Below are 21,309 nucleotides of genomic sequence, written 5' to 3'. Positions count from 1 at the left end.
GGGTAATCCAAGTCGACTATTCACCGGCAGCAGCCCCCCTGGCCGACAATCTCGCCGACGGATTCCCCGTCGGGACGATCCCGGACTCCGGCGCACCTCAGGAGACGGACGGCCGGGTGGGCGCCGGGCAGGTGGGCTCGTACTCCTCGATCAGCCGCAGGGTGTCCCCGAGCCCCCGGACCAGCAGCGAGCCGACCGTCTCCCGGTCCAGTTCCTGGCGCGCGATCCATTCGAGGGTGACGCCCTCGACGCTGGAGAGCCAGCCGACCAACGCCGTACGGGCCAGTGCGGGGATGTCCTCGCGGCCCCAGGCGGCGTGCGCGATGGTGCCGAGCAGTCGCTCCCGTACCTCCGCCCGGATCGCGAGCACCTGCGCGTCGAAGCCGACGCCGCCCGTGACGATGGCGCGGTAGGCCGCCTGGTGGTGCTGGGCGTAGCGCAGATAGCCGTCGATCGTGTGCTGGACCCGCTCCACGGGCGGCAGGTCGTGGGTGCTCGCGGCGCGCCGGACCAGTTCCGCGACGGCGTCCTCGATGATCGCGAGGTAGTAGCCGCGCTTGTTCTTGAAGTAGTAGTAGATCAGGCCCTTCGCTACACCGGCCTGGCGGGCGATGTCGTCCATGGACAGGGCGTCGTAGGAGGTGTCGGCGAACAGTCTCCTTCCGGTGGCGATCAGTTCGGCACGGCGTGCCTGCGAACGCTCGGTGACGCGGGCGACCCGTGGGACACCGGGTCCGCGCTGTTGACTATTATTCAATTCGAGCCCTAGTCTCCAACTGCCGCGGATTTTCCGCAGTATGGCAGAAGTACGCCACCTGCGGCTTCGTCCCGTGGCAGCTCCACCAGGCACTTCCCTCGCGCGCTCGCACGTGTCCACGGCTGCGCCGGCAGCCGTCCCATCGCTGCCCCGGGGAGGAAGCAGTGAGCAAGAAAAGGCGGCCGTTGCCGCAGGGACGCACCTCCTGGAAGAAGACCGCGGTCACGGCGATCCCCGCGGTGCTCGCGGTCGGCGCGATGGCCTCGGTGATGGCCGAGGGCGCGCTCGCCGCGTCGTTCGCCGTCTCGGGCACCAACTTCCAGGTCACCTCGGGCAAGCTGACCAGTCAGGGGCTGGCCTCCTACGTCCACACCGACCGCGACGTGGGCGGCAAGGGCCACCCCGTCGCACTGCTCGGCCTGGGCAGGGCCACACTGAGCGACATCTGCCAGGCGGCCGAGGTCAAGACGCCGCTGGGCACCGTCGTGTTCAAACTGACCGCGGGCGGCGACGCCGGGCAGGTCACCGCCGACAGCCTCGTCATCGACGCCGAGGACCTGGTGGGCGACGCGCGCTTCGGTACGGCGCAGATCGGGCGGGACGCCTCCACCCTCGACCAGGTGCCCGGTGTCCAGGGCGAGAAGGGCAAGTTCGGTCTCCAGGCCGGGGACATCGAGGTCGCCGGGGTCAGGTCCCACGCGTGGTCCGCCACCGGCGGCAACTTCCGCCTCAAGGGGCTGCGGCTGGACGTGAGCCTGGACGGCAAGAAGTGCTTCTGACCACCCGGCGCCCGGCCGCCAGGCTCCCTTGGCCCGAGCGGCGGGCGGCGTTCCGCGGCTGGCGGCGGACCCGGCCGTTCTGGGCCGGGCTGCTGCTGATCCTGGGCGGCGCGGAACTGCTGCTCGTACCGCTGTCGCCGCTGACCGTACTGATCAGCCTCGGCCTGGGCGGACTGGCCGCGATCGGCATCGGGCTGGCGCTGATCGTGGCCGGGCTGTTCCTGTGGCTGCGCCCGGCCGCGCACCATTACGTGAGTCTGCACGCGCTGATCCTGTCCGTCCTGTCCTTCGCGGCGACCAACCTGGGCGGGTTCCTGGTGGGGATGGGGCTGGGCATCGCGGGCAGCGCGATGGGGTTCGGGTGGACGCCGCTGCGGGAGGAGGCGGAGGGGGACGAGGGAGGTGACGGGGACGAGGGGACCGCCCCAACCCTCTCGCAGCAGGACGAAGACACGTCCGGCAAGGACGACAAGGGCCGGAGCAGAACCCTCGCCGTCACCCTGCCGATCGTCCTGATCGCGGTCATCGGCACCCCCACCGGACCCGCGCACGCGGCCCCCGGCATCCCCGCCCCACCCGTCCCGCCGACGGTGACCACCACCATGTTCGCACCGAAGGGCTTCCTGCTGGCCGGTGTCACCGAGGTGCAGACGGCCGACGGGCCGGTCAAGGCGATGGTCCTCCGGATGAAGGCCGCCTCGCTCACGGACTACCGGCTCACCACCCGCGACGCCGGCGGCCCCCAGCTCAGCCTGGGCGCTCGCAGCCTGGACCTCAGCGGCGATGTGACGCTCTACCTCACCAAGTTCAGCGGCTGCCTGGAAGGGCTGATCTGCCTGACCTTCACCCCGGACACCCTCCCGGTGCCACCCGTCGTACCGCCCTTCGTCTTCATGACCGACGTGGACGCCGAACAGGCCCTGGTCACCTCCGACCTGATCGTCGCGGACGGACTGACCCTCGACGCCGGGCCGGGAGCGGGGACGGCATGATCGGGCTGCCGGCCGCGCTGTTCTGGGCGTACGCCACCGGCTCGACGTTCGCGCTCGCCGCCGCCCGGCAGCTGCAGTTCCTCGAACGCCGCGCCGCCGACCGCACCGGACTGCCCGCACTGCTCGCCCCGCGTCTCGTCAGCCGCGCCGCGAACCCGTACCTGTGTCTGACGCTGCTGTACGCGGCGATGCTGCCGGTACCGACCGGACTGTTCCTGATGTGGCAGAACCCGTCCTGGTCGACGATGCACATCGCCGACGGGCACCGCGGTGTCTGGGCGGGCTTCTCTCTCCTTTACGCAGGCGGCGTCGTGCTCGCCACCCTCCTCGGCTTCCTGCTCGCGCAGGCGCTGTGCCTGGTCGGCGCGGGCTACTGGGCGTACCTGAACTGCGCGGGCGGCTCCTTCCTGCTCTTCGGCACCCTCGTGCACGGCTGGGACGGCCAGGGCTACCGCCGCTTCCTGACCACGGACGGCGCCGCACTGCGCGCCTGGCCGGAGGACAGCGTCGTCAACAACGTCCTGCGCTTCCTCACCTCCGGCACCTTCCTCACCCTCCTGTTCCTCGGCGCAGCCGTCATCGGCACGATGCTGCTGGTGGAAATCGGCTGGCTGGCCGAAGGGTGGCTCCTGCCGGGCGGTGCCCAGGACCGGAAGGTCCCGCGCTTCCTCGCCGTGGCCGTCGCGGGAGCCGGTCTCTACGGGCTGCCGCTGGCCGGCGCCCTCCTGGCGAGCACACTGGTCCGCTTCCTCGGCTACCCCGCCGGCCTCACGGTCTTCGCCGCCGTGGCAGGAACGCTCCTCCTGCCGCGCCGCTCCCCCGTCCGCGGGCTGTACGGGCTGGTGGGCCTCCCGAAAGCGCATTGGCGGGCCACCTCGGACCTCGTCCCCGGGACGAGGCCGGCCCCCGCCTGACCGCACGCACACCCCGGCCCGTGCCCACGACATCGCCCCGTGCTCGCCCTGACCTCCTTCGCCCTGGCCTTCCCCGGGCTTTACTGCCCCGCCCCGTACGAGCACCATCGGCGTACGGGACGACGGGGGCAGGGAACCGCAACGGAGAGGTGACACGTGGTCAACCCTTGGCTGGCGATGGAGACGGGAACCGACCCCGCGGAGCGCACCCGCAGCCTGCGGCACGCCCACGAGGTGTTCCTGGCGGGCGGCCCGGTGACGCACCCCGTACGCCAGGTGGTGGCCGACTCCTGGCGCCGGTCGGCGTCCGCGCGCGCGACACTCGACGGGCCCGCGCCGATCGACCTCGACGAGCCGGAACTGCGCGCCTACCGCGACGGACACCCGCTGGCCCGCGCCATGCCCGTCTTCCGCGACCTCCTCGGCAGCATCGCTCACGACGGCGCCCACGTCCTCGCCGTCTGCGACCCGCAGGGCCGGATGCTCTGGGTCGAAGGCCACCCAGGCGTCCGCCGCCATGCGGAGCGCATGAACTTCGTGCCCGGCGCGCGCTGGGACGAACGGCACGCCGGTACGAACGCACCCGGCACCGCGCTGGCCGCCGACCACGCCGTACAGATCTTCGCGACCGAGCACTACAACAAGCGCGTACAGCAGTGGACCTGCGCGGCGGCGCCCCTGCACGACCTGCGGACGGGCCGGCTGCTGGGTGCCGTGGACATCACCGGCGGGGACCACCTCGCCAGCCCGCACAGCCTGGCCCTCGTCCAGGCCACCGCCCGTGCCGCCGAAGCCCACCTGGCCTCGTACACGAAATACGCGAAGTGCGCGAAGTACGCTGAACATCCGGCACCCACGGCACATCTGACCGTGCTCGCCCGGGACGAGGCCCTCCTCACCACCGACGGCCGGACGCTGCGGCTCGGCCGCCGGCACAGCGAAATCGTCCTGCTGCTGGCCCGGCACCCGGAAGGACTGACGGGCGACCGACTGGCCACACTGCTCTACGGCGAACGCGACATCCGCCCGGTGACCCTGCGCGCGGAGCTGTCCCGGCTACGTCACGTCGTGGGCCCGCTGCTCGATTCGCGCCCGTACCGCCTGACCAGAGCCGTCCAGACGGACGCGGACACCGTGGAGACGGACCTGACCGCCGGCGACCTGCCGGCCGCGCTCCGCGGCTACCGCGGCCCTCTCCTCCCCCGCTCCGAAGCCCCCGGCGTACGCCGCCTCCGTTCCCTCCTCGAAGACCGGCTACGGCGCTCCGTCCTCACCCACCGCACTCCGGAAACGTTACGTCTGTGGGCGGACACCCCCTGGGGCGAACACGACCTGGAGATCTGGGAAGCCCTGGAGGCCACCGCCCGGCCCGGAGACACCGCACCGGCCTCCACCGCCACACGACTCCGCGCGGCATACGCGCTCCCCGCGCCCTCGCAACGTCCCCGCAACACCCCCGCCCCTAGCCTGCGCACCGGCGCCCCGCCGCGGGAGCGGGGCCGCGACCGACCCGACAGCGATGGGGAGCTCTCATGGCCCGTTACGCGAACCCTGGTGCCGCCGACGCCGTGATGTCCTACCGGAGCCGGTACGACCACTGGATCGGCGGCGAGTACGTACCGCCCGCGAAGGGGCAGTACTTCGAGAACCCGACCCCGGTCACCGGGCAGCCGTTCACCGAGATCGCCCGCGGCACGGCCGAGGACGTGGAACGCGCCCTCGACGCCGCCCACGCCGCCGCGCCCGCCTGGGGCCGTACCGCGCCGGCCGAACGCGCCCGCGTCCTGAACAGGATCGCCGACCGTATGGAGGACAACCTCCAGTCCCTCGCGGTCGCCGAGAGCTGGGAGAACGGCAAGCCCGTCCGCGAGTCGCTGGCCGCCGACCTCCCCCTCGCCATCGACCACTTCCGCTACTTCGCCGGCGCGATCCGCGCCCAGGAGGGCACCCTTTCCCAGCTGGACGACGACACCGTCGCGTACCACTTCCACGAGCCGCTCGGCGTCGTCGCCCAGATCATCCCCTGGAACTTCCCGGTCCTCATGGCCGCCTGGAAGCTGGCTCCCGCCCTCGCCGCGGGCAACGCCGCCGTCCTCAAGCCCGCCGAGCAGACCCCTGCCTCCATCCACTACTGGATGAGCCTGGTCGCCGACCTGCTGCCGCCCGGCGTCGTCAACATCGTCAACGGCTTCGGCGTGGAGGCCGGCAAGCCTCTCGCCGCCAGCCCGCGCGTCGCGAAGATCTCCTTCACCGGCGAGACCACGACCGGCCGCCTGATCATGCAGTACGCCTCGGAGAACCTGAAGCCGGTCACCCTCGAACTGGGCGGCAAGAGCCCCAACCTCTTCTTCGCCGACGTCTCCGCCGCCGACGACGACTTCTACGACAAGGCCCTCGAAGGCTTCACCATGTTCGCCCTCAACCAGGGCGAAGTCTGCACCTGCCCGTCCCGGGCCCTCATCCAGCAGAGCCACTACCAGGACTTCCTGGCCTCCGGCGTCGCCCGCACCGAACAGATCGTGCAGGGCCACCCCCTGGACACCGACACGATGATCGGCGCCCAGGCGTCCAACGACCAGCTCGAAAAAATCCTCTCCTACCTCGACATCGGGCAGAAGGAAGGCGCCCGCGTCCTCACCGGCGGCACCCGCGCCGAACTCGGCGGCGAACTGGAAGGCGGCTACTACGTCCGCCCCACCATCCTCGAAGGCACCAACGACATGCGCGTCTTCCAGGAAGAAATCTTCGGTCCGGTCGTCGCCGTCACCCCCTTCACCGACTTCGACCACGCCATGACCCTCGCCAACGACACCCTCTACGGCCTCGGCGCCGGCGTCTGGACCCGCGACACCAACACCGCCTACCGCGCCGGCCGCACCATCCAGGCCGGCCGCGTCTGGACCAACTGCTACCACGCCTACCCGGCGCACGCCGCTTTCGGAGGGATGAAGCAGTCCGGCATAGGTCGCGAGACCCACAAGATGATGCTGGACCACTACCAGTCGACCAAGAACCTCCTCGTCAGCTACTCCCCGAAGAAGCTCGGGCTCTTCTGAGCGCCTCCACCCTTGGCGGCACACCGCTGCATCACGCCGCACGCCTCGACAAATTGCCCAGACTCGTGGGGTGGGCCGTTGACGTCTACCGAGGCCGTTCCCATTCGGTCCGGGTGAGTGCGTACTCGACTTCACCATGTTCGGAGCCTTCGATGGCCTCCGGCCAGTCCCCGGTGAAGTTCCGGACGAAGGACAGGCCCGACTTCTCCATGACGCGACGGGAACGGGTGTTGACGGCCATCGTGTTCGCCGTGACCCGCTCGACCTCCAGGTCCGTGAACCCCTTGCGGATCAGGGCCCGGGACCCCTCGGCGGCGTAGCCGCGCCCCCATGCCGCCTGGTCCAACCGGTAGCCGAGTTCGACCACGGCGGGGCTGTGCTCGTCCAGCGGCCGGAACTCGAACCAGCCCAGGAAGGTGCCGGTGGCCTTCTCCTGCGCGGCCCAGTAGCCGCGGGTCTTCCAGCACGGGTAGTCGTGCATCAGTCGCGGCAGGACCCGCGTCTCGATCGCCTCGCGGCTGGTGGGGCGGCCACCGTTGATGAAGCGCATGACCTCGGGATCGTTGTCCAGGGCGAGCAGGTGACCGGTGTCGGCCGTCGTGAACGCGCGCAGGATGAGCCGGCCGGTCTCCAGGAAGTGGGACATGCCGCGATCTTCACCGCGGGCCGGCCGGGTTCGCCACCGGTTTTCCGGCCGGCGGGAGCCGGTGGCGATCACGCCGCATGGCCGGCGGATCGCTCGGCCAGGTTGCCCCGCTCGAAGCGGGCCCCGGCACGGACCAGTGCGACGAGGTGGGGTGCGTTCACGGCCCGCCACCACTGCTGGGTTCGATGACCTGTCGATCAATCACCCGGGAAGGTACGTCTCCCGAGGCCGATCCACAGGTCCTGAGCATGGCTCTGCCAACCCTGTTCTGGGTGCCCTGCACGTCGGACTGTCATTCGCGCTCGGCCTCGTGACACGGCGAGTGGCGAGTACCGGGCACGGGGCATCATCCGTTGGCCGGCTGCCGCCGATGCTGCTCGTCCAGATGCGGGAAGCCCTCGAACGTCACGACGAGTTTTCCCTTGTCCTCACTCGGTATGCCTGTACCGGAACACCGAGCCACAGGGTCGGAAGCCACACAATGTTCCCCACCATGTTCCTCTGCAAGCCCTAAGCTGCCATCCGGCACCGGCCCGTACTCAGGAGCGCGCCATGTTCGACCTTGATCCCGCCCGCGAACGCCCGTACCCGGATGCCCGTCGGCCGGACGAAGCACCCGCGCCGCACCCGCTGCTCGCGCCGGTCACCGGCTTGCTGGGTACCTGGACCGGCCAGGGGCGGGGCGAGTACCCGACGCTGGCCGAGGAGTTCACGTATGCGCAGGAGGTGACCTTCAGCCACGACGGACGTCCCTTCCTGCGGTACGAGGCTCGCGCCTGGCTGCTCGACGCGGACGGCGCTCCGCTGCGGCCGTCGGCCCGGGAGAGCGGGTGGTGGCGGCTCCAGCCCGAGGGGCGGGTGGAAGCCCTGATCACGCAGCCCACCGGCATCGCGGAGATCTCGGTCGGCCACACGGGTGACGGCACCGTCGACCTCACCACCCAGGAGGTGGCCCGCACCCCGACGGCCAAGGAGGTCACCGCGACCCGCCGCCGCTACGCCCTGACCGTCGAGGACACGCTCGACTTCGTCCACGACCTCGCGGCAGTGGGCCACCCGCTGCAGCACCACCTGTCGGCACGGCTGTTCCGGTGCCGGCCGGGCGCGTAGGGCGTCTTTGACCGGGTGGGCGGGCGCCGAGACGCTCTCACCTCGCAGGCCACCCCTCACCTGGTGCGACGGGTCGGGATGAAGGCCACCACGACCGTCGGCCTGCTGCTGAGCGCCGGCCTGTTCGTCATCTCCCGGCTCGACGTCGGCTCGGCCGTCGGCATCGCCCTCATGGGACCGATCTACGGCAGCCACTACCGCTCCAACCTGCCCGCCCCTCCCGACCAGCTTCCCGCTGACGCCGCCGAGGCCGCACGCGACTCCGCCGGGGCGGGCCTGCACGTCGCCGATCGCTCGGTGCCCGGGGCGCGGCCCTGGCAGACGGCGTCGAGACCGCCTTCATGAACGGCCTGTCCGCCTCGCTCGTCGCCGTCGGCCTCATCGTTCTCGCCGCCGCGATCGGCTGCCTGTTCCGCGCACCGAGGACACCGCCGGCATCCGACTGACGAGTTGCTGCGCGGTGGCCCACTTGTCGGGCGGTCGTCGGCAGTCGATGAGCCGCGCACCCGCTCCGAGCGGGGCCGGCACGTTGCCGGGGTGCCGGCCTGAGCTTTCCGCCGGGCGGGTTTTCCGCCGTGAGTTCGAGCCGGATACGCGCCGTCAAACGCCTAGGTGTCGCGGATACGCAGAGCTACCCACCCCTGGAACGCGGGGTTCCAGGGCGTGGCGCATTTGGCTGGTAAGCATCGCTGAAGCGGAAAAAGTTCAACGGGAAATTTCCGTTCGCGGAAGTCGGCTCAACCGCAGGCAAGGCAAAGTTCCGGCAAGGTGCGGAGATAAACGGACCGCTCGCATCCAGCCATGCCAGCAACCGTGAGAGTCCGCCGGGTGGCGCCTCCGAAACCCGTAACGTTGCAGGTCGGCGACGTGATGGCGAACCGGCGGCCGTTGGCCTGAATTGTTGGCCATCAGCCCTCGCAACCCGCCCTTAGATCGCCAAGGGCTTGCAAAGTCGCAATGACTTGTTATTACCTGAGACACGTTCAAGCCGGGGCGTCACTCCTGACACTCCGCGCTTCCTTCGCATCGGTGTGCAGGGGCTCGCATGCCCGCTGCCGCACCGAACCGGCCAGTGCTTCTCCCGTGCCACGCATCCGCCACGGGAAGCGCTTCGCACCCATCGCCCCGGTGGAACACACCCGGGACGGCACACAACAGGGGGAAAAGAAGTGGGTTTCCGTACGCCGACGACTGCTGCCGTGTCGGTCGCTGTCCTGTCCGCGCTCCTGCTGGCACAGGTGCCGGCTCGGGCGGACACGGCGCCGGCGTCTCTCACGGACAGCGGGGTACGTGCCCATGTCGATGCGCTCCAGCGCATAGCCGACCGTAACGGCGGCAACCGCGCCTCCGGGACCAACGGTTACGCGGAGTCCCTCGACTATGTCGAACAGCGGCTGAAGAAGGCGGGTTACGAGGTCGAGCGGCAGCCCTTCGGCTTCCTCTTCACCCAGGTCCTCACGGAACGGCTCACCCTGCCCGGCGGGAAGCCGGTGCCCGTCATCGTGGCCAAGTACTCTCCCTCGACCCCCGCGAAGGGCCTGACCGCGCGGTTCGCGGCGCTGACAGGTCCCGAGGAGCGGCGGCAGGGCTGCGCGCCCGCCTCGTACGACGGCGCCACGGTCACCGGACGGATCGCGCTGGTCGGCAACGGCGGCTGCACGATGGACGACAAGGGCAAGGCCGCCGCCGCGGCCGGAGCCGCCGCGGTCGTGGTGATCAACGACCGGGCGGGCGAGCTGTACGGCTGGCTCAAGGACGCCGCGGGGGCCCGCATCCCCGTCTCAGGGGTGTCGCCGGAGACCGGCGAGGCCCTGACCCGAGCCGCCCGGCAGAACGCGCCCGGCACCCTCACCCTCCGCTCGCGCACCGAGAAGCGCACCACCGAGAACCTCATCGCCCGTACCAGGGCCGGCGATCCGGCACACCAGGTGATATCCGGCGCCCACCTCGACTCGGTGCCCGAGACCGCCGGGATCAACGACAACGGCGCCGCCGTCGCCGTCCTCCTGGAGAGCGCGCTGCGCGGCGCCCAGCGGCCCGCCCCGAAGAACCAGTTGGTCTTCGCCTTCTGGGGCGCCGAGGAGTTCGACATGCTCGGCTCGCAGTACTTCGTGGACCGGCTCACCCCGGCGCAGCGCAAGCGCGTCGCCGCCTACCTCAACCTGGAGATGATCGGCGGCCCGAACTCCGGGCTGTTCACCATGGACGGGAAGAACGCCGACCCCGAGGGAGGCATCACGCCGCCGAACGGCTCGGCCGACATCGCGGACCGCTTGACCCGCGCCTTCGCCGAGGCCGGCGAGGTGGCGCAGACCTGGAAGCTGGACGGCCGGTCCGACTACGCCCCCTTCATGAAGGCCGGCATTCCGGCCGGCGGCCTCAACGGCGGGTCCTTCGAGCTGAAGACCGCCGAGCAGGCCCGCCTGTGGGGCGGCACGGCCGGCCAGCCGTTCGACCCCTGCTACCACCAGGTGTGCGACAACGCGGGCAGCTTCAACGCCACCGCGGCACGCAAGCACGGCGACGCCTTCGTCCGGACGCTGGACCACTTCGCCGGCACGGCGGTGGCGCGCACCGACCGTGCGGCGCGCGACCGTGACTGAGCGGGCGGTGGACGGCCGGCCGGCACCGGCCCCCGCCGGTCGCCCGCGAGCCGCCGGAAAGCTGGTGGTCGGCGCTCTGATCGTCGACAGCCGGGACCGCGTCTTCCTCCAGCAGCGCTCCTTGGACCGCCGGCTCTTTCCCGGCTGCTGGGACGTGGTCGGCGGCCACGTCGAGCCGGACGAGAGCCCCCTTGAGGCGCTCGCCCGCGAGCTGACGGAGGAGACCGGATGGCACCTCGGCCGGGTCCTGCACCGGGTGGCCGAGGGGCAGTGGGACGCCGACGACGGCACCCGCACCGAGATCGACTACCTGGTCGAGGCCGTCGGCGACCTCACCGCCCCGCGCCTGGAACGGGACAAGCACCCGCGCTGCGCCTGGGTGGGACCGCACGACCTCGCCCTCCTCGACGACAGCGTCCGGCGCAGCGGCAGCACCTTCGTCCGGGACGCGGTGACCGCGGCACACACCTGGCTCGCCCGGACACCGGCACCCCACCGGAAGGACATCAGCGACACGCTGTGACGGTCGCCGGTCCAGTGACGCACGTACGTCCGCAATCGGGTCAGAAAGGGAAGAGCGCGTGACACACGTGGTTGAACCGAGCAGTCGCCCCCGATGTCGTTCGTTGGTGATCGGATTCGCCGGACACCAGGGGCAGGAGTACCTACCGATCGTCCGGCGGCACACCGACATCGCCGGCGGCGTCGACCCCTCGGGGGACGCCGCGGCGCTGGCCCGGCAGTGGGACTTCCCGCTCTACGGCAGCCTCGGCGAGGCCCTGCGGTCCGCCGACTTCGACACCGCCGTGGTGACCGTTCCGCACCACGCGCACTTCGCGATCTGCTGCGATCTGCTGCGCGCCGGCAAGCACGTCCTGAAGGAGAAGCCTTTCGCCGTCACCGAGGCGCAGGCCCGGGAACTGGTCAAGCTGGTGGACGACGCGGACCGCAGTGCCTTCACCCTCGTCCAGCGCGGCTTCAACCCGGTGTTCGCGTTCGCCCGAGAGCAGCTGGCGGAGATCGGCAGGCCGTACTGGTTCTCGTACGACTACCACCTGAACCTGCCCACCCCGACCAGCGGCTGGCGCGCCACCAGCGATCTCGCGCTGGGCGGCGTCCTGCTCGACATGGGTTACCACCTCCTCGACGTGCTCAGCGGCCTGTTCCCGGCCCCGGCCGAGGTGCGCTCCACCTTCCTGCACCGCTACGCGGAGATGCGCGAACGGCGCCTGGAGGATCTGGCCAGCGTGCAGTTCAGTTATCCGGGGCTGGACTTCGCGGGCTCGCTGCGGATCTCGCGGCACAACCTGGAGAAGGTCGAGAAACTGACGATCCTGGGCACCGAGGGCGCCCTGAACGTCACGCCCACCGAAGCGGCGCTGCACTCCCCGGACGGCGATGTCGCGTACCGCCTGGTGTCCGAGCAGCCCAAGGGCGCGGCCGTGAACGCCATGTTCGCCCACTACTTCCGGCATCTGGACGACCGCGACTACCGCACCACGCACGTCCGGCGGCAGCTCTCCGCGGTACGGCTGCTCGACCGCATCTACCGCGACCGGCCCGCCGACACCCGCACCGCCGTGGAAGCCGGGCCACCACTGACCGCCCCCGGCCAGGCCGTCCCCGCCTGACCCGCGGCCGCCGGGGCCGCTGCCCCCGGCCGCCTTCGTACACCGCCGGTACGCGCCTTCGCCACCACCCCGCGACGCCCTGCCGGCCGCCGCTTCCCCAGCCCCGGGCCCTGGCCCCAGGCCGTCCTGCGCCCGTACGACCGCTTCCCGACCGAGAGACAGAGGACCCCGTGACTTCCACCGGCGAACGCCTCGCCCTGCTGGGCGGCACCCCGGCCATCACCCGGCCGCTCCCGCACGAGATCTGGCCGCCCCGCGCCGAAGAGGCCGAACTCACCGCCCTGGCAGCGCAGCGGAACGACGACATCTCCATCCGGGGCAGCAGCGGCCCGGTCCGCGAGCTGGAGGACGCCTTCCGCGCCTTCCTCGACGACCAGGTCCGCTGGGCGGTCACCTTCAACTCCGGGACCAGCGCCCTGTTCGCCGCCTACTTCGCCCTCGGGGTGCGGGAAGACGTCGAGGTCGTCGGCCCGGCGCTCACGTACCACGCGGCGCTGAGCCCGGTCCACGCGCTGCGTGGCGAGGTCGTCCTCGCCGACATCGACCCGCTGACCCGGGGCATCGACCCGCAGGCCCTGGAAGCGGCGATCACCGAGCGGACGAAGGTCGTCACCGTCGTCCACCAGTGGGGTCACCCCTGCGACATGGACGCGGTCATGCGCATCGCCGAGCGGCACGGCCTGCGCGTCCTGGAGGACTGTTCACACGCCCACGGCAGCCGCTACAAGGGCCGCCTGTGCGGCACCTTCGGCGACGCGGCGGTCTTCTCCCTTCAGGCGAACAAGGCCGTCTTCGCCGGCGAGGGCGGCATCCTCGTCACCAACGACGCGGGGGTGCACGACCGGGCCACCCTGCTCGGGCACTACCGTGACCGCTGCCGCGAGGAGATCACCGACGCGGCGCTGCGCGATCACTGGGTGACCGGGTTCGGGCTGAAACTGCGCATGTCGCCGTTCAACGCCATCGTCGCCCTGCACTCCCTCGCCGCGTTCCCCGAGCGCAAGGAGGCCCGGCACAGCGCCCTGCGCTACTTCGGGGAGCGGCTGGCGGAGGTCGACTACATCGAGCCCGTACACGTCGGCGAGGACGTCGACATGGGGGCCTGGTACGGCTACAAGCCGCTGTTCCTGCCCGAGGCGCTGCCGGGCGTCACCCGCAAGCAGCTCATCACCGCACTGCGGGCCGAGGGCATGGAGATCGGCGCGCCGTCCGGCCCCCGGCTGTCCACCCTGCCGTTGTACGCGTCGGCCGAGAGCCCGCTCTTCCCGGGCACCCCCAAGCACGCCAACGTGGCCGCCCCCGGCACCGCTGCCGAGCGCGTCGAGCAGCAGGCGCTGTCCCTGCCGACCTTCAACGACTGGCCCGCCGACAAGGAGCTGATCGACGCCTACATCGAGGCGTTCCAGAAGATCGGCCGCCACCGCGACGCGCTCGCCGGGCACGCGCGCGACGACGGCTGACGAGCGCCCGGCCCACCGTACGGGCCAGGGGCCGGCCCCGCCCCGCTCCACCCCGCCCCACCCGCACGACCGACATGAGGACTGGAGAGGAACCATGGCTGTCAAGGAATCCCCCGAAGCCGCCGAGGCCGTACTCAACCGGGCGATGGAGGGCGACGATCTGCCCGACTCGTTCACCCTGCTCGGCCGGGAGTGGGACCTGCACCGCGACGTGTTCCCCGGCACCATCACCGCGGCGACCGAGGTGATGGCCTCGGCCCTGCCGTACCCGAAGGGCGGCTCGTTCCTGGAGGTGGGCTGCGGCACGGGCGTCATCTCCGTCACCGCCGCGCTCTCCGGCTGCGTGCAGGTCACCGCGCTGGACATTAACGAGAAGGCGGTGGCCAACACCGAGGCCAACGCGCGTCGGCACCAGGTCGCCGACAAGGTACGCGCCCTGCACAGTGACCTGTACGACGCCCTGACCCCCGAGGACCGCTTCGACGCGATCTTCTGGAACGTACCGTGGACGTTCGTGGAGGACGACTTCAGCCTCAAGAGCCACCTGCATCACGCCGTGTTCGACCCGGGCTACAAGGGCCAGGCCCGCTACCTGGCCGGGGCGCGCGGACATCTGGCCGACGGCGGGCGGCTGTTCATCGGCACCGCCGACCTCGGGGACCGCGAGATGCTCGACCGGTTCGCCGAGGACGCCGGCATGCGGGTGGAGCTGCTGCGCCGCATCCGTCGTATCGAGGTGGTGCGGGTCATGGAGTACCACCTGTTGGAGCTGCACCAGAAGTAGCCCCCGGATCCCGGCCCGCGTGCCCCGGCCGCCCCGCGCGGCGGCCGGGCCCGGGCGCCCCACCGCCCATCCCAAGGAGACACCGATATGCCCAGCCCGGGTGACCTGGACGTCGCCCTCGATCTCGCAGACCTCGCCGACGCCATCACCGGTGCCCGTTTCCGCTCCCGCGACCTGCGTATCGACCAGAAGCCCGACCGTACCCCCGTCACCGACGCCGACCTCAGTGTCGAGGACGCCATCCGTACCGCCCTCAAGGAGCGGCTGCCCGCGGACGCCTTCTTCGGCGAGGAGCACGGCGGCACCCCGGACGGGCCACGCGTGTGGATCGTCGACCCGATCGACGGCACGAAGAACTTCCTGCGCGGCGTACCGGTCTGGGCGACCTTGATCGCACTGGTCGAGCACGGCCGCCCGACCGTGGGCGTGGTCAGCGCTCCCGCGCTGCGGCAGCGCTGGTGGGCCGCCGCGGGCAGCGGCGCCTGGACACGGCGCGGCAACGAGCCGCCGGCCCCCCTTCACGTGTCCGGCGTGAACTGTCTCGGCGACGCGTACCTGTCCACCACCAACCTGTGCACCTGGCCGGAGTTCCACTCCAGGGCGGCCTACTTGCGGCTGGCCGACGCCTGTTGGGAAGACCGGGCGTACGGCGACTTCCTCCAGCACTGCATGGTGGCCGAGGGAATCGTCGACATCGCCGCCGAGCCTGTCGTCAGCCCGTGGGACGTGGCTGCGGTACGGGTGGTGGTGGAGGAGGCCGGCGGCCGCTGCACCGACCTGGCGGGCGGCGACATCCTCACCGGAGGCGGCGCGTTGTCGGCCAACCCGCAGCTGCACGAACTGGCTGTCGGGGTTCTCGGCACCCACCGCCCAACCGCACCCGACCACTCGACCACCCCCGACCACTCGACCACTTCCGACCACTCGACCACTTCCGACCACTCTCCCGCCCAACTGAACTGGTGACACCCATGACCTCGAACACCCCCGCCGTCCGCCCCGCCACCCGCGACGACCTCCCCCGCGCGCTGCGCACCCTCCAGCGCGCGTTCGCCGACTACCCCTTCACCCGCCACACCATCGCCGCCGACGACCACCTCGCCCGCCTGCACCGCTTCAACGAGCTGTTCGTCTCCCGCATCGGCCTGGACCACGGCAAGGTGTGGGTGGCCGACGACGGCGATGCGGTGGCCGTCTGGACCACCCCCGAAACCGCCGACGCCGGCAACGTCTTCGCCGAGATCGGTCCGCAGTTCGCGGAGATCGCCGGGGACCGTGCCGACTTCTCCGCGCAGGCCGAGGCCGCCATGGGGCCCCACCGGCCCACCGAACCCGTGTGGTTCCTCGGCTCCGTCGGCGTCGACCCCGGCCGCCAGGGGCAGGGACTGGGCGGCGCGGTGATCCGGCCCGGCCTGGAAGCCGCCGAACAGGCCGGTGTACCCGCCTTCCTGGAGACCTCCGACGAACGCAACGTGCGCTTCTACGAGCGCCTCGGCTTCGAGGTGACGGCCGACTACCCGCTCCCGGGCGGCGGCCCGCGCACCTGGGCCATGACCCGTAAGCCGGGCGCCTGAGCCAGGGCTGCCCCCGACGATGCCGGTCGGTGCCGCGCGGCCCGGCCACCGGAACGCGGAGACGAGAAGGGCTGGAAGACGTGACCATAGGGCTCGCCACGACGCTCGGCGACTATCTGGAGTACGCGTTCGCTCAGCACGGCCGCGGTGCGCGGTACCTGCCCGTGTTCGACCCGGCCGGGAAGCACGTGTGGCCCCGCCGGATCGCGGCGCGCCTCGGCCTGGAAACGGTCGCAGTACCTGCCCGGGCCGACGGCGCCGTCCCTCCGGGAGCCGGTGACTGCGCGCGCGACGGGCGGGAGGACCATCTCGTCGTCGCCCTCACCGACGACGCCGGGTTCTGCGCGCCGGCACTGGTGTTCGCGCTGGCCAAGGACGCCCGACTGGTACGGGCCGACACCGTGAGCCAGGTCGTGAAGGCGGCGCTGGAGCTGCCGCCCGGCGGCTACCTCACGGTCGTCGGGCCGGAACGGGTGCTGGAGTTCGCGCTGCTGAACCGGCTCCGCCGGGAGGTGCCGGAGGTGAACACGGGCGTCCTGTGCGGGCCGACCCCGGCCAAGCTCAGTGAGCTGGTGTTCAAGACGCTGGTCTATCCGCACGTTCCGGCGGAGCGCGACGAGTTCTTCGCCGGGCTCCTCAAGGGCAAGGAACCGATGACGTCGGGCCGCCTGACGGTCTACCCGACGGACGCCGTCGACGCCGGGCACCTCATGGACGGCACGGTGCTGCGCCGGGTGCTGAGCTTCATCGCCCACGCCAGCGAGGACTATCTGCGGGTCACCCCCGACGACATCCTGTGCGGTCTGACCGACGACCCGGAGGAGCAGGCGGCGGCCCGGCGCGCGCCCGGGCCGCTGCCCGCCTGCATGCAAGGAGACACCTGTGTCTACCCGGACGCGCGGCGGCACGACCCCGCCGCCATCACGGCTCAGGTGGTTTTCGCCAACGCCTGCCTGACACTGAAGTTCGGCACCCAGCTGATGGGCGAGCACAACCGCTTCACCATCTCCCGCCGGTTCCTCGACGGCTGGGCGGGCTGCTTCGTCGCCAGCCCGCTGCTCAAGGACGGCATCCCCGGCGAGAACCTGCTCTTCCACGCCCTGATCGAGGACGGTCTGACGGTCGGCGCCGCCGTACGGGCGGTCAACGACAACCTCGAACGGTGGGGCGTGGACGCGCCGGCCGTCATCGTCATCGGCGACCCGGAGGCCGTCTACGGCGACCGCGGTGCGCCGCGGACCAGCCCGGTGCCGGCGGTCACGTACGAGCGAGACCGTGCCACCGTCCGCTTCGACGGCCTCATGCCGACGTACAGCCGCGTCCGGCTGGACGACCCGGACCTCCTCGCGGCGCACCGCGACGGCACCTTGGACATCCGGCCTGCCACTCCGTTCGGCGGACGCACCCCGTTCTACGCGGCCGCCGCGGAGATCGACGGCGGGCTCGACATGATGGTGCTGGGCGTACAGGACCGGCCGCTGCTCACGGAGGAGTCGCCCCGCGTCCTCGACGTACGCGCCACGGCGCCGCGGGCCGAACTGGACGGGCTGACCCGGGCCTTCGAACGGTACGAGAACCTGGCGTTCCTGGACATCAAGCTCGACAAGGGCCGCGCGGTGCTGACCGACATGGTCAACAACCTGCCCACGATGGCCCGCAGAGCGCGCAACACACGCTTCGAGCTGACCGAGTGGGAACGGTTCAGCCGGTCCGTCGAGCGTATCCAGGAGAAGTGCGCCGCGCTCGACCGCGGTGTCATGGACAAGCTCCTGCAGGCCACCGAGAGCCGCGAGTACCACTTCGTCGAGGCGTACCGCCACACCTACACGGTGCAGCGCACCGAGAGCACCGACGATCCGTGCCGTTACTGCGGCGAGGCCCTCCACCGCTACGTCAGCGGCAACATCCTCCGCCCCCACCTGCGCCGCTACCTGATCAGCTGCGCGATCTGCGGTGCCGTGCAGGACACCGAGGACGAGGCGGTGACACTGACCATCACCGGAGACAACCGGCTGCGCCCCGGGACCGACACCGAACTCGGCGTGGAGATCGGCAACAGCGGCGACGAGGAACTGGATCTCCTCCTGGGCGGGCGCATCACGCACGGCAAGCCGCACGGCTTCGGCTTCCGGCTCGACGACGAGTCGGTGCGCGTACCGGCGGGCGGCACGGCCCGCACCCGTCTGACCGTCAGCACCGGCCGCCCGCTGGCCCGGCACACCATGCTGCTGCGCTTCTACGCGGTGGGCCTGGGCCGGATCCAGTTCGCCGGCCGTGACCTGTACGTGCGCTGATCCGGTCGCCCCCGGTCGCCGCCCCTTGAACTGACCCGTCGGACCCGAGACAGAGGTACGGACAGTGAACACCGAGGTCAACCACCCACGCTTCGCCCGGATGTATCCCAAACTCGCCGCCTGGGCGGAGGAACACGGCGCCCAGGAACACCGCGCCGAGTCGCTCGCCCCCGCCACCGGCCGAGTCCTGGAGATCGGTGCCGGACACGGCCTGAACTTCCCCCACTACCCGGACACCGTCACCGAGGTCGTGGCACTGGAACCGGAAGAAACTCTGCGCGAGCTGGCGCGGGAGGCAGCGCCCAAGGCCCGTGTACCGGTGACCGTGTCCGACGGTGTCGCCGAACGGCTGCCCGCCGGGGACGCGTCGTACGACACGGTCGTCTGCTCGCTGGTGCTGTGCTCGGTGCGCGATCTGCCGACCGCGCTCGCCGAGATCCGACGGGTGCTGCGCCCCGGCGGACGTCTCTGCTTCTACGAGCACATCCGCTCGCGCTCCCGGGGGTTCGCCGCCTACCAGTGCGCGGTGGATCTCGTGTGGCCGCACATCTCGGGCGGGTGCCGGGTGAGCCGCCGGACGGACCGCGCCATTCCGGGAGCCGGCTTCACCATGAAGCACGTACGCCACTTCCGTTTTCCACCGGGACGCAACCCGGCGCCGACCGCCCCCTTCATGATCGGCCTTGCGGTGCCGGAGTGATGGACCGGTGGGGTGTTGTCGGTGGTTGTCGGCAGTGGGGGCGCTCCGGACGCCGGCGCTGCCCACTTCCCCCCGAGGGCTCCGCGAGCTCGTTGCCACCCGACGCGGCATGCCAAGATCGGCACCCTTGACGCTCCCTGGCTTCTCCCCCGGCAGACAGCCAGGCTGCCCCTTCAGTGACAGCCAGATCGGTCTACGGCTGCACGAACACCACCAAGGAGTCCCGAGCATGACTGTCCGCCGCTACGACGCCGTGCTCTGCGACATCGACGGCGTGCTTCGGCACTGGCCCGCTCCCGGACCCACTGACCTGGACCATGTCCACGGACTCCCAGCGGGCACCATCGCGGCTGCCGCCTTCGCGCCCTCCCGCCTGCAGCCCGCGATCACCGGGGAGGTCACCGATGAACAATGGCGCTCGGCTGTGGCCGCGGACCTCGCCGAGGTGTGTGGATCGATGGACCGCGCCCGGAACATCGTCACCGCCTGGTCCGAACTCACGCCACGTGTCGATCAAGAGGTGGTGACCCTGCTCACCCGGGTCCGTGAAGTCGCGCCCATCGCCCTGGTCTCCAACGCGACCACGCGACTGGAGTCCGATCTCGCGCGGCAAGGCTTGAACGACCTCGCCGACACCGTGGTGAACACCTCCCGCATCGGTATCGCGAAACCCGATCCGCGTGTCTACCTCATCGCCGCCGAGCGAGTCGGGGCCCCGGTCCAGCGCTGCCTGTTCATCGACGACACCGCCGCCAACGTCATCGCCGCCCGCGAGGCAGGGATGACCGCACTTCACTGCCGCCAGATCGAAGATCTTCAGGACGCCCTGTCCGCTCTCCTCGCCCCGGCGGCCCCACACGCACAGGGACAGTGACCAGGGGCTCTCGGGCAGCTCCCCTGACCGACTCCGCCACCAGCGATCTACGCAGCCGAGCCGATCGAGACCCACCGCGCCTTCATCGCCCGTCGCCAGGCCACCCGGCCCAGCGACGACTACCGAACGCCGACCGAGGGGTAAGGGGACGTCTTCCTCGCCAACGTCGAGAAGCGCGAGGTGCCCACCGGTTGCCCGTTCGTCCAGCCGGACGCAGCCCAGCGCGGTGGGACGGGTATGTGCCCGGGGCCGGCCGTGGTGACGAGATGGTTTTCTCGTGCCTTTCCTCACCTCGGAGCCACTCGGAGCCACTCGGAGCCACTCGATGCCTTCCCCGTCCCACCTGCTTGCCCTGGCAGTTTTCACCATGGCAGCCCGTGCAATGTCGCTGTGCAGCTAGACGTTTCCACCAACGGAAGGGGATGCGGTCACGGTGATGTTCGAGCTTCCGCTGCTCCGGTATCCCTCCGTCGCCATGATCATGTAATGGAAGGTGCCAAGGCGCATCCCGTGGCGCGCCCAGGCGTCGAAGTGGTTGCCGGTGGTGATGGTGCCGCCCGTACGCTTCGACCGCCGGACGCTCCAGTACTGGTCGAACGTCGTCTTCGGTCCTTCGATGGAGGGGGCGTCGACGCGGGTCGTCCGATAGATGTCGTAGGTGCCGCCGTCGCTGGTCACCGTGCCCTTGTAGCTGCCGGTGGGCCGGTAGGTGCCCCAGTTGTCGACGATGTAGTACTCGACGAGGGGGTTGGTGCTCCACCCGTAGAGCGCCAGATAAGCGTTGCCGGACGGGTGAAAACTGCCGGAATAGGTGACGCTCTTGCGTCCTCCGGTTTCCCAGCCCTTGCCTGCGACGAAATTACCGGTGTTTTTCCAGGATGTGCTGTAACTGCCGCCGGACGCCAGGTTCATGGAGACTGATCCCGAACGGTCGGTCCAGAACGAGTAGTAGTAGCCGCCGTCCATGCCGGTCCGGTTCGTCGTGACGGTGTCGGCGCTGGCGGTGCCGGGCAGGAACAGGCACAACACAGTCGCCAGTACCGGCATACAGATGCCTTTGAGCAGCAGGCCGAAGCGGTGGCCTGCACGATTTCGGGAGTGGGAGCTCGTGTTCACGTCCGGGGTTTCTCCTTTT

The 21,309-nt window shown here is 70.8% G+C and carries 19 protein-coding genes and 1 pseudogene; 17 read left to right on the top strand and 3 right to left on the bottom strand.

Annotation, left to right across the window (positions count from 1 at the left end):
- Positions 1 to 97: 97 nt before the first annotated feature.
- On the bottom strand, positions 98 to 757 hold the full coding sequence (locus tag OEIGOIKO_RS40070) for a TetR/AcrR family transcriptional regulator (protein WP_125058179.1): 660 nt from the start codon (positions 755 to 757) through the stop codon (positions 98 to 100).
- Between the two features lie 257 nt (positions 758 to 1,014).
- On the opposite strand from OEIGOIKO_RS40070, the gene OEIGOIKO_RS40065 reads away from it, so the two are divergent.
- The 5 genes from OEIGOIKO_RS40065 to exaC all read left to right on the top strand — a co-directional run bounded on the left by OEIGOIKO_RS40065 (position 1,015) and on the right by exaC (position 6,498).
- A complete protein-coding gene (locus OEIGOIKO_RS40065) occupies positions 1,015 to 1,536 on the top strand; it encodes a DUF6230 family protein (RefSeq protein WP_371859041.1) in 522 nt (173 codons plus the stop codon).
- Positions 1,527 to 2,528: a DUF6114 domain-containing protein gene (locus OEIGOIKO_RS40060; protein WP_125058177.1), complete on the top strand. Its 1,002-nt coding sequence runs from the start codon at positions 1,527 to 1,529 to the stop codon at positions 2,526 to 2,528. The genes OEIGOIKO_RS40065 and OEIGOIKO_RS40060 overlap by 10 nt, the downstream gene beginning before the upstream one ends.
- Entirely contained in the window at positions 2,525 to 3,442 is a 918-nt protein-coding gene (locus tag OEIGOIKO_RS40055; protein ID WP_125058176.1) for a hypothetical protein, read from the top strand. The genes OEIGOIKO_RS40060 and OEIGOIKO_RS40055 overlap by 4 nt, the downstream gene beginning before the upstream one ends.
- 156 nt (positions 3,443 to 3,598) lie before the next feature.
- Positions 3,599 to 5,014 (top strand): helix-turn-helix domain-containing protein, encoded by a 1,416-nt coding sequence (locus OEIGOIKO_RS40050; RefSeq protein WP_125058175.1) that lies wholly within the window; start codon positions 3,599 to 3,601, stop codon positions 5,012 to 5,014.
- On the top strand, positions 4,975 to 6,498 hold the full coding sequence (gene exaC, locus OEIGOIKO_RS40045) for an acetaldehyde dehydrogenase ExaC (RefSeq protein WP_125058174.1): 1,524 nt from the start codon (positions 4,975 to 4,977) through the stop codon (positions 6,496 to 6,498). Before OEIGOIKO_RS40050 ends, exaC begins: the two co-directional genes overlap by 40 nt.
- A gap of 85 nt (positions 6,499 to 6,583) precedes the next feature.
- Here the strand turns inward: exaC and OEIGOIKO_RS40040 are convergent, their stop codons facing one another.
- Entirely contained in the window at positions 6,584 to 7,144 is a 561-nt protein-coding gene (locus tag OEIGOIKO_RS40040) for a GNAT family N-acetyltransferase (protein WP_125058173.1), read from the bottom strand.
- Between the two features lie 552 nt (positions 7,145 to 7,696).
- On the opposite strand from OEIGOIKO_RS40040, the gene OEIGOIKO_RS40035 reads away from it, so the two are divergent.
- The 12 genes from OEIGOIKO_RS40035 (at position 7,697) to OEIGOIKO_RS39980 (ending at position 20,174) form a co-directional block, all read left to right on the top strand.
- Complete coding sequence (locus OEIGOIKO_RS40035; RefSeq protein ID WP_125058172.1) at positions 7,697 to 8,254, top strand: heme-binding beta-barrel domain-containing protein; 558 nt, start codon at positions 7,697 to 7,699, stop codon at positions 8,252 to 8,254.
- A 78-nt stretch (positions 8,255 to 8,332) separates the two neighbouring features.
- Positions 8,333 to 8,599, top strand: coding sequence for a hypothetical protein (locus OEIGOIKO_RS40030; RefSeq protein WP_246177907.1), 267 nt, complete (start codon positions 8,333 to 8,335; stop codon positions 8,597 to 8,599).
- Between the two features lie 854 nt (positions 8,600 to 9,453).
- Positions 9,454 to 10,857, top strand: coding sequence for a M20/M25/M40 family metallo-hydrolase (locus tag OEIGOIKO_RS40025; protein ID WP_125058171.1), 1,404 nt, complete (start codon positions 9,454 to 9,456; stop codon positions 10,855 to 10,857).
- Positions 10,850 to 11,380 carry an NUDIX hydrolase gene (locus OEIGOIKO_RS40020; RefSeq protein ID WP_246177904.1) on the top strand — a complete coding sequence of 177 codons (531 nt, stop codon included), beginning with the start codon at positions 10,850 to 10,852 and terminating at the stop codon, positions 11,378 to 11,380. The genes OEIGOIKO_RS40025 and OEIGOIKO_RS40020 overlap by 8 nt, the downstream gene beginning before the upstream one ends.
- A 106-nt stretch (positions 11,381 to 11,486) precedes the next feature.
- On the top strand, positions 11,487 to 12,488 hold the full coding sequence (locus tag OEIGOIKO_RS40015; protein ID WP_125058170.1) for a Gfo/Idh/MocA family protein: 1,002 nt from the start codon (positions 11,487 to 11,489) through the stop codon (positions 12,486 to 12,488).
- Between the two features lie 170 nt (positions 12,489 to 12,658).
- Complete coding sequence (locus OEIGOIKO_RS40010; RefSeq protein ID WP_125058169.1) at positions 12,659 to 13,948, top strand: DegT/DnrJ/EryC1/StrS aminotransferase family protein; 1,290 nt, start codon at positions 12,659 to 12,661, stop codon at positions 13,946 to 13,948.
- A gap of 94 nt (positions 13,949 to 14,042) precedes the next feature.
- Positions 14,043 to 14,732, top strand: coding sequence for a methyltransferase (locus tag OEIGOIKO_RS40005; protein ID WP_125058168.1), 690 nt, complete (start codon positions 14,043 to 14,045; stop codon positions 14,730 to 14,732).
- Between the two features lie 87 nt (positions 14,733 to 14,819).
- Positions 14,820 to 15,698, top strand: coding sequence for a histidinol-phosphatase (gene hisN, locus OEIGOIKO_RS40000; RefSeq protein WP_125058167.1), 879 nt, complete (start codon positions 14,820 to 14,822; stop codon positions 15,696 to 15,698).
- A 5-nt stretch (positions 15,699 to 15,703) separates the two neighbouring features.
- Positions 15,704 to 16,306, top strand: coding sequence for a GNAT family N-acetyltransferase (locus OEIGOIKO_RS39995; protein ID WP_125058166.1), 603 nt, complete (start codon positions 15,704 to 15,706; stop codon positions 16,304 to 16,306).
- Between the two features lie 80 nt (positions 16,307 to 16,386).
- Positions 16,387 to 18,600 carry a hypothetical protein gene (locus OEIGOIKO_RS39990; protein ID WP_125058165.1) on the top strand — a complete coding sequence of 738 codons (2,214 nt, stop codon included), beginning with the start codon at positions 16,387 to 16,389 and terminating at the stop codon, positions 18,598 to 18,600.
- A 64-nt stretch (positions 18,601 to 18,664) separates the two neighbouring features.
- Positions 18,665 to 19,300 (top strand): class I SAM-dependent methyltransferase, encoded by a 636-nt coding sequence (locus OEIGOIKO_RS39985; RefSeq protein ID WP_246177902.1) that lies wholly within the window; start codon positions 18,665 to 18,667, stop codon positions 19,298 to 19,300.
- A gap of 229 nt (positions 19,301 to 19,529) precedes the next feature.
- Positions 19,530 to 20,174 carry an HAD family hydrolase gene (locus OEIGOIKO_RS39980; protein WP_125058164.1) on the top strand — a complete coding sequence of 215 codons (645 nt, stop codon included), beginning with the start codon at positions 19,530 to 19,532 and terminating at the stop codon, positions 20,172 to 20,174.
- Between the two features lie 405 nt (positions 20,175 to 20,579).
- Here OEIGOIKO_RS39980 and OEIGOIKO_RS39975 read toward each other — a convergent pair.
- A pseudogene (locus OEIGOIKO_RS39975) lies at positions 20,580 to 21,221 on the bottom strand (glycoside hydrolase family 11 protein); the annotation flags it as partial.
- Positions 21,222 to 21,309 lie beyond the last annotated feature (88 nt).

Origin of the sequence: Streptomyces paromomycinus (genome assembly GCF_003865155.1) — a bacterium.
GTDB lineage: Bacteria > Actinomycetota > Actinomycetes > Streptomycetales > Streptomycetaceae > Streptomyces > Streptomyces chrestomyceticus.
The sequence above is the reverse complement of the archived record's forward strand: the minus strand, read 5'-3'. Positions and strand labels throughout refer to the sequence as shown.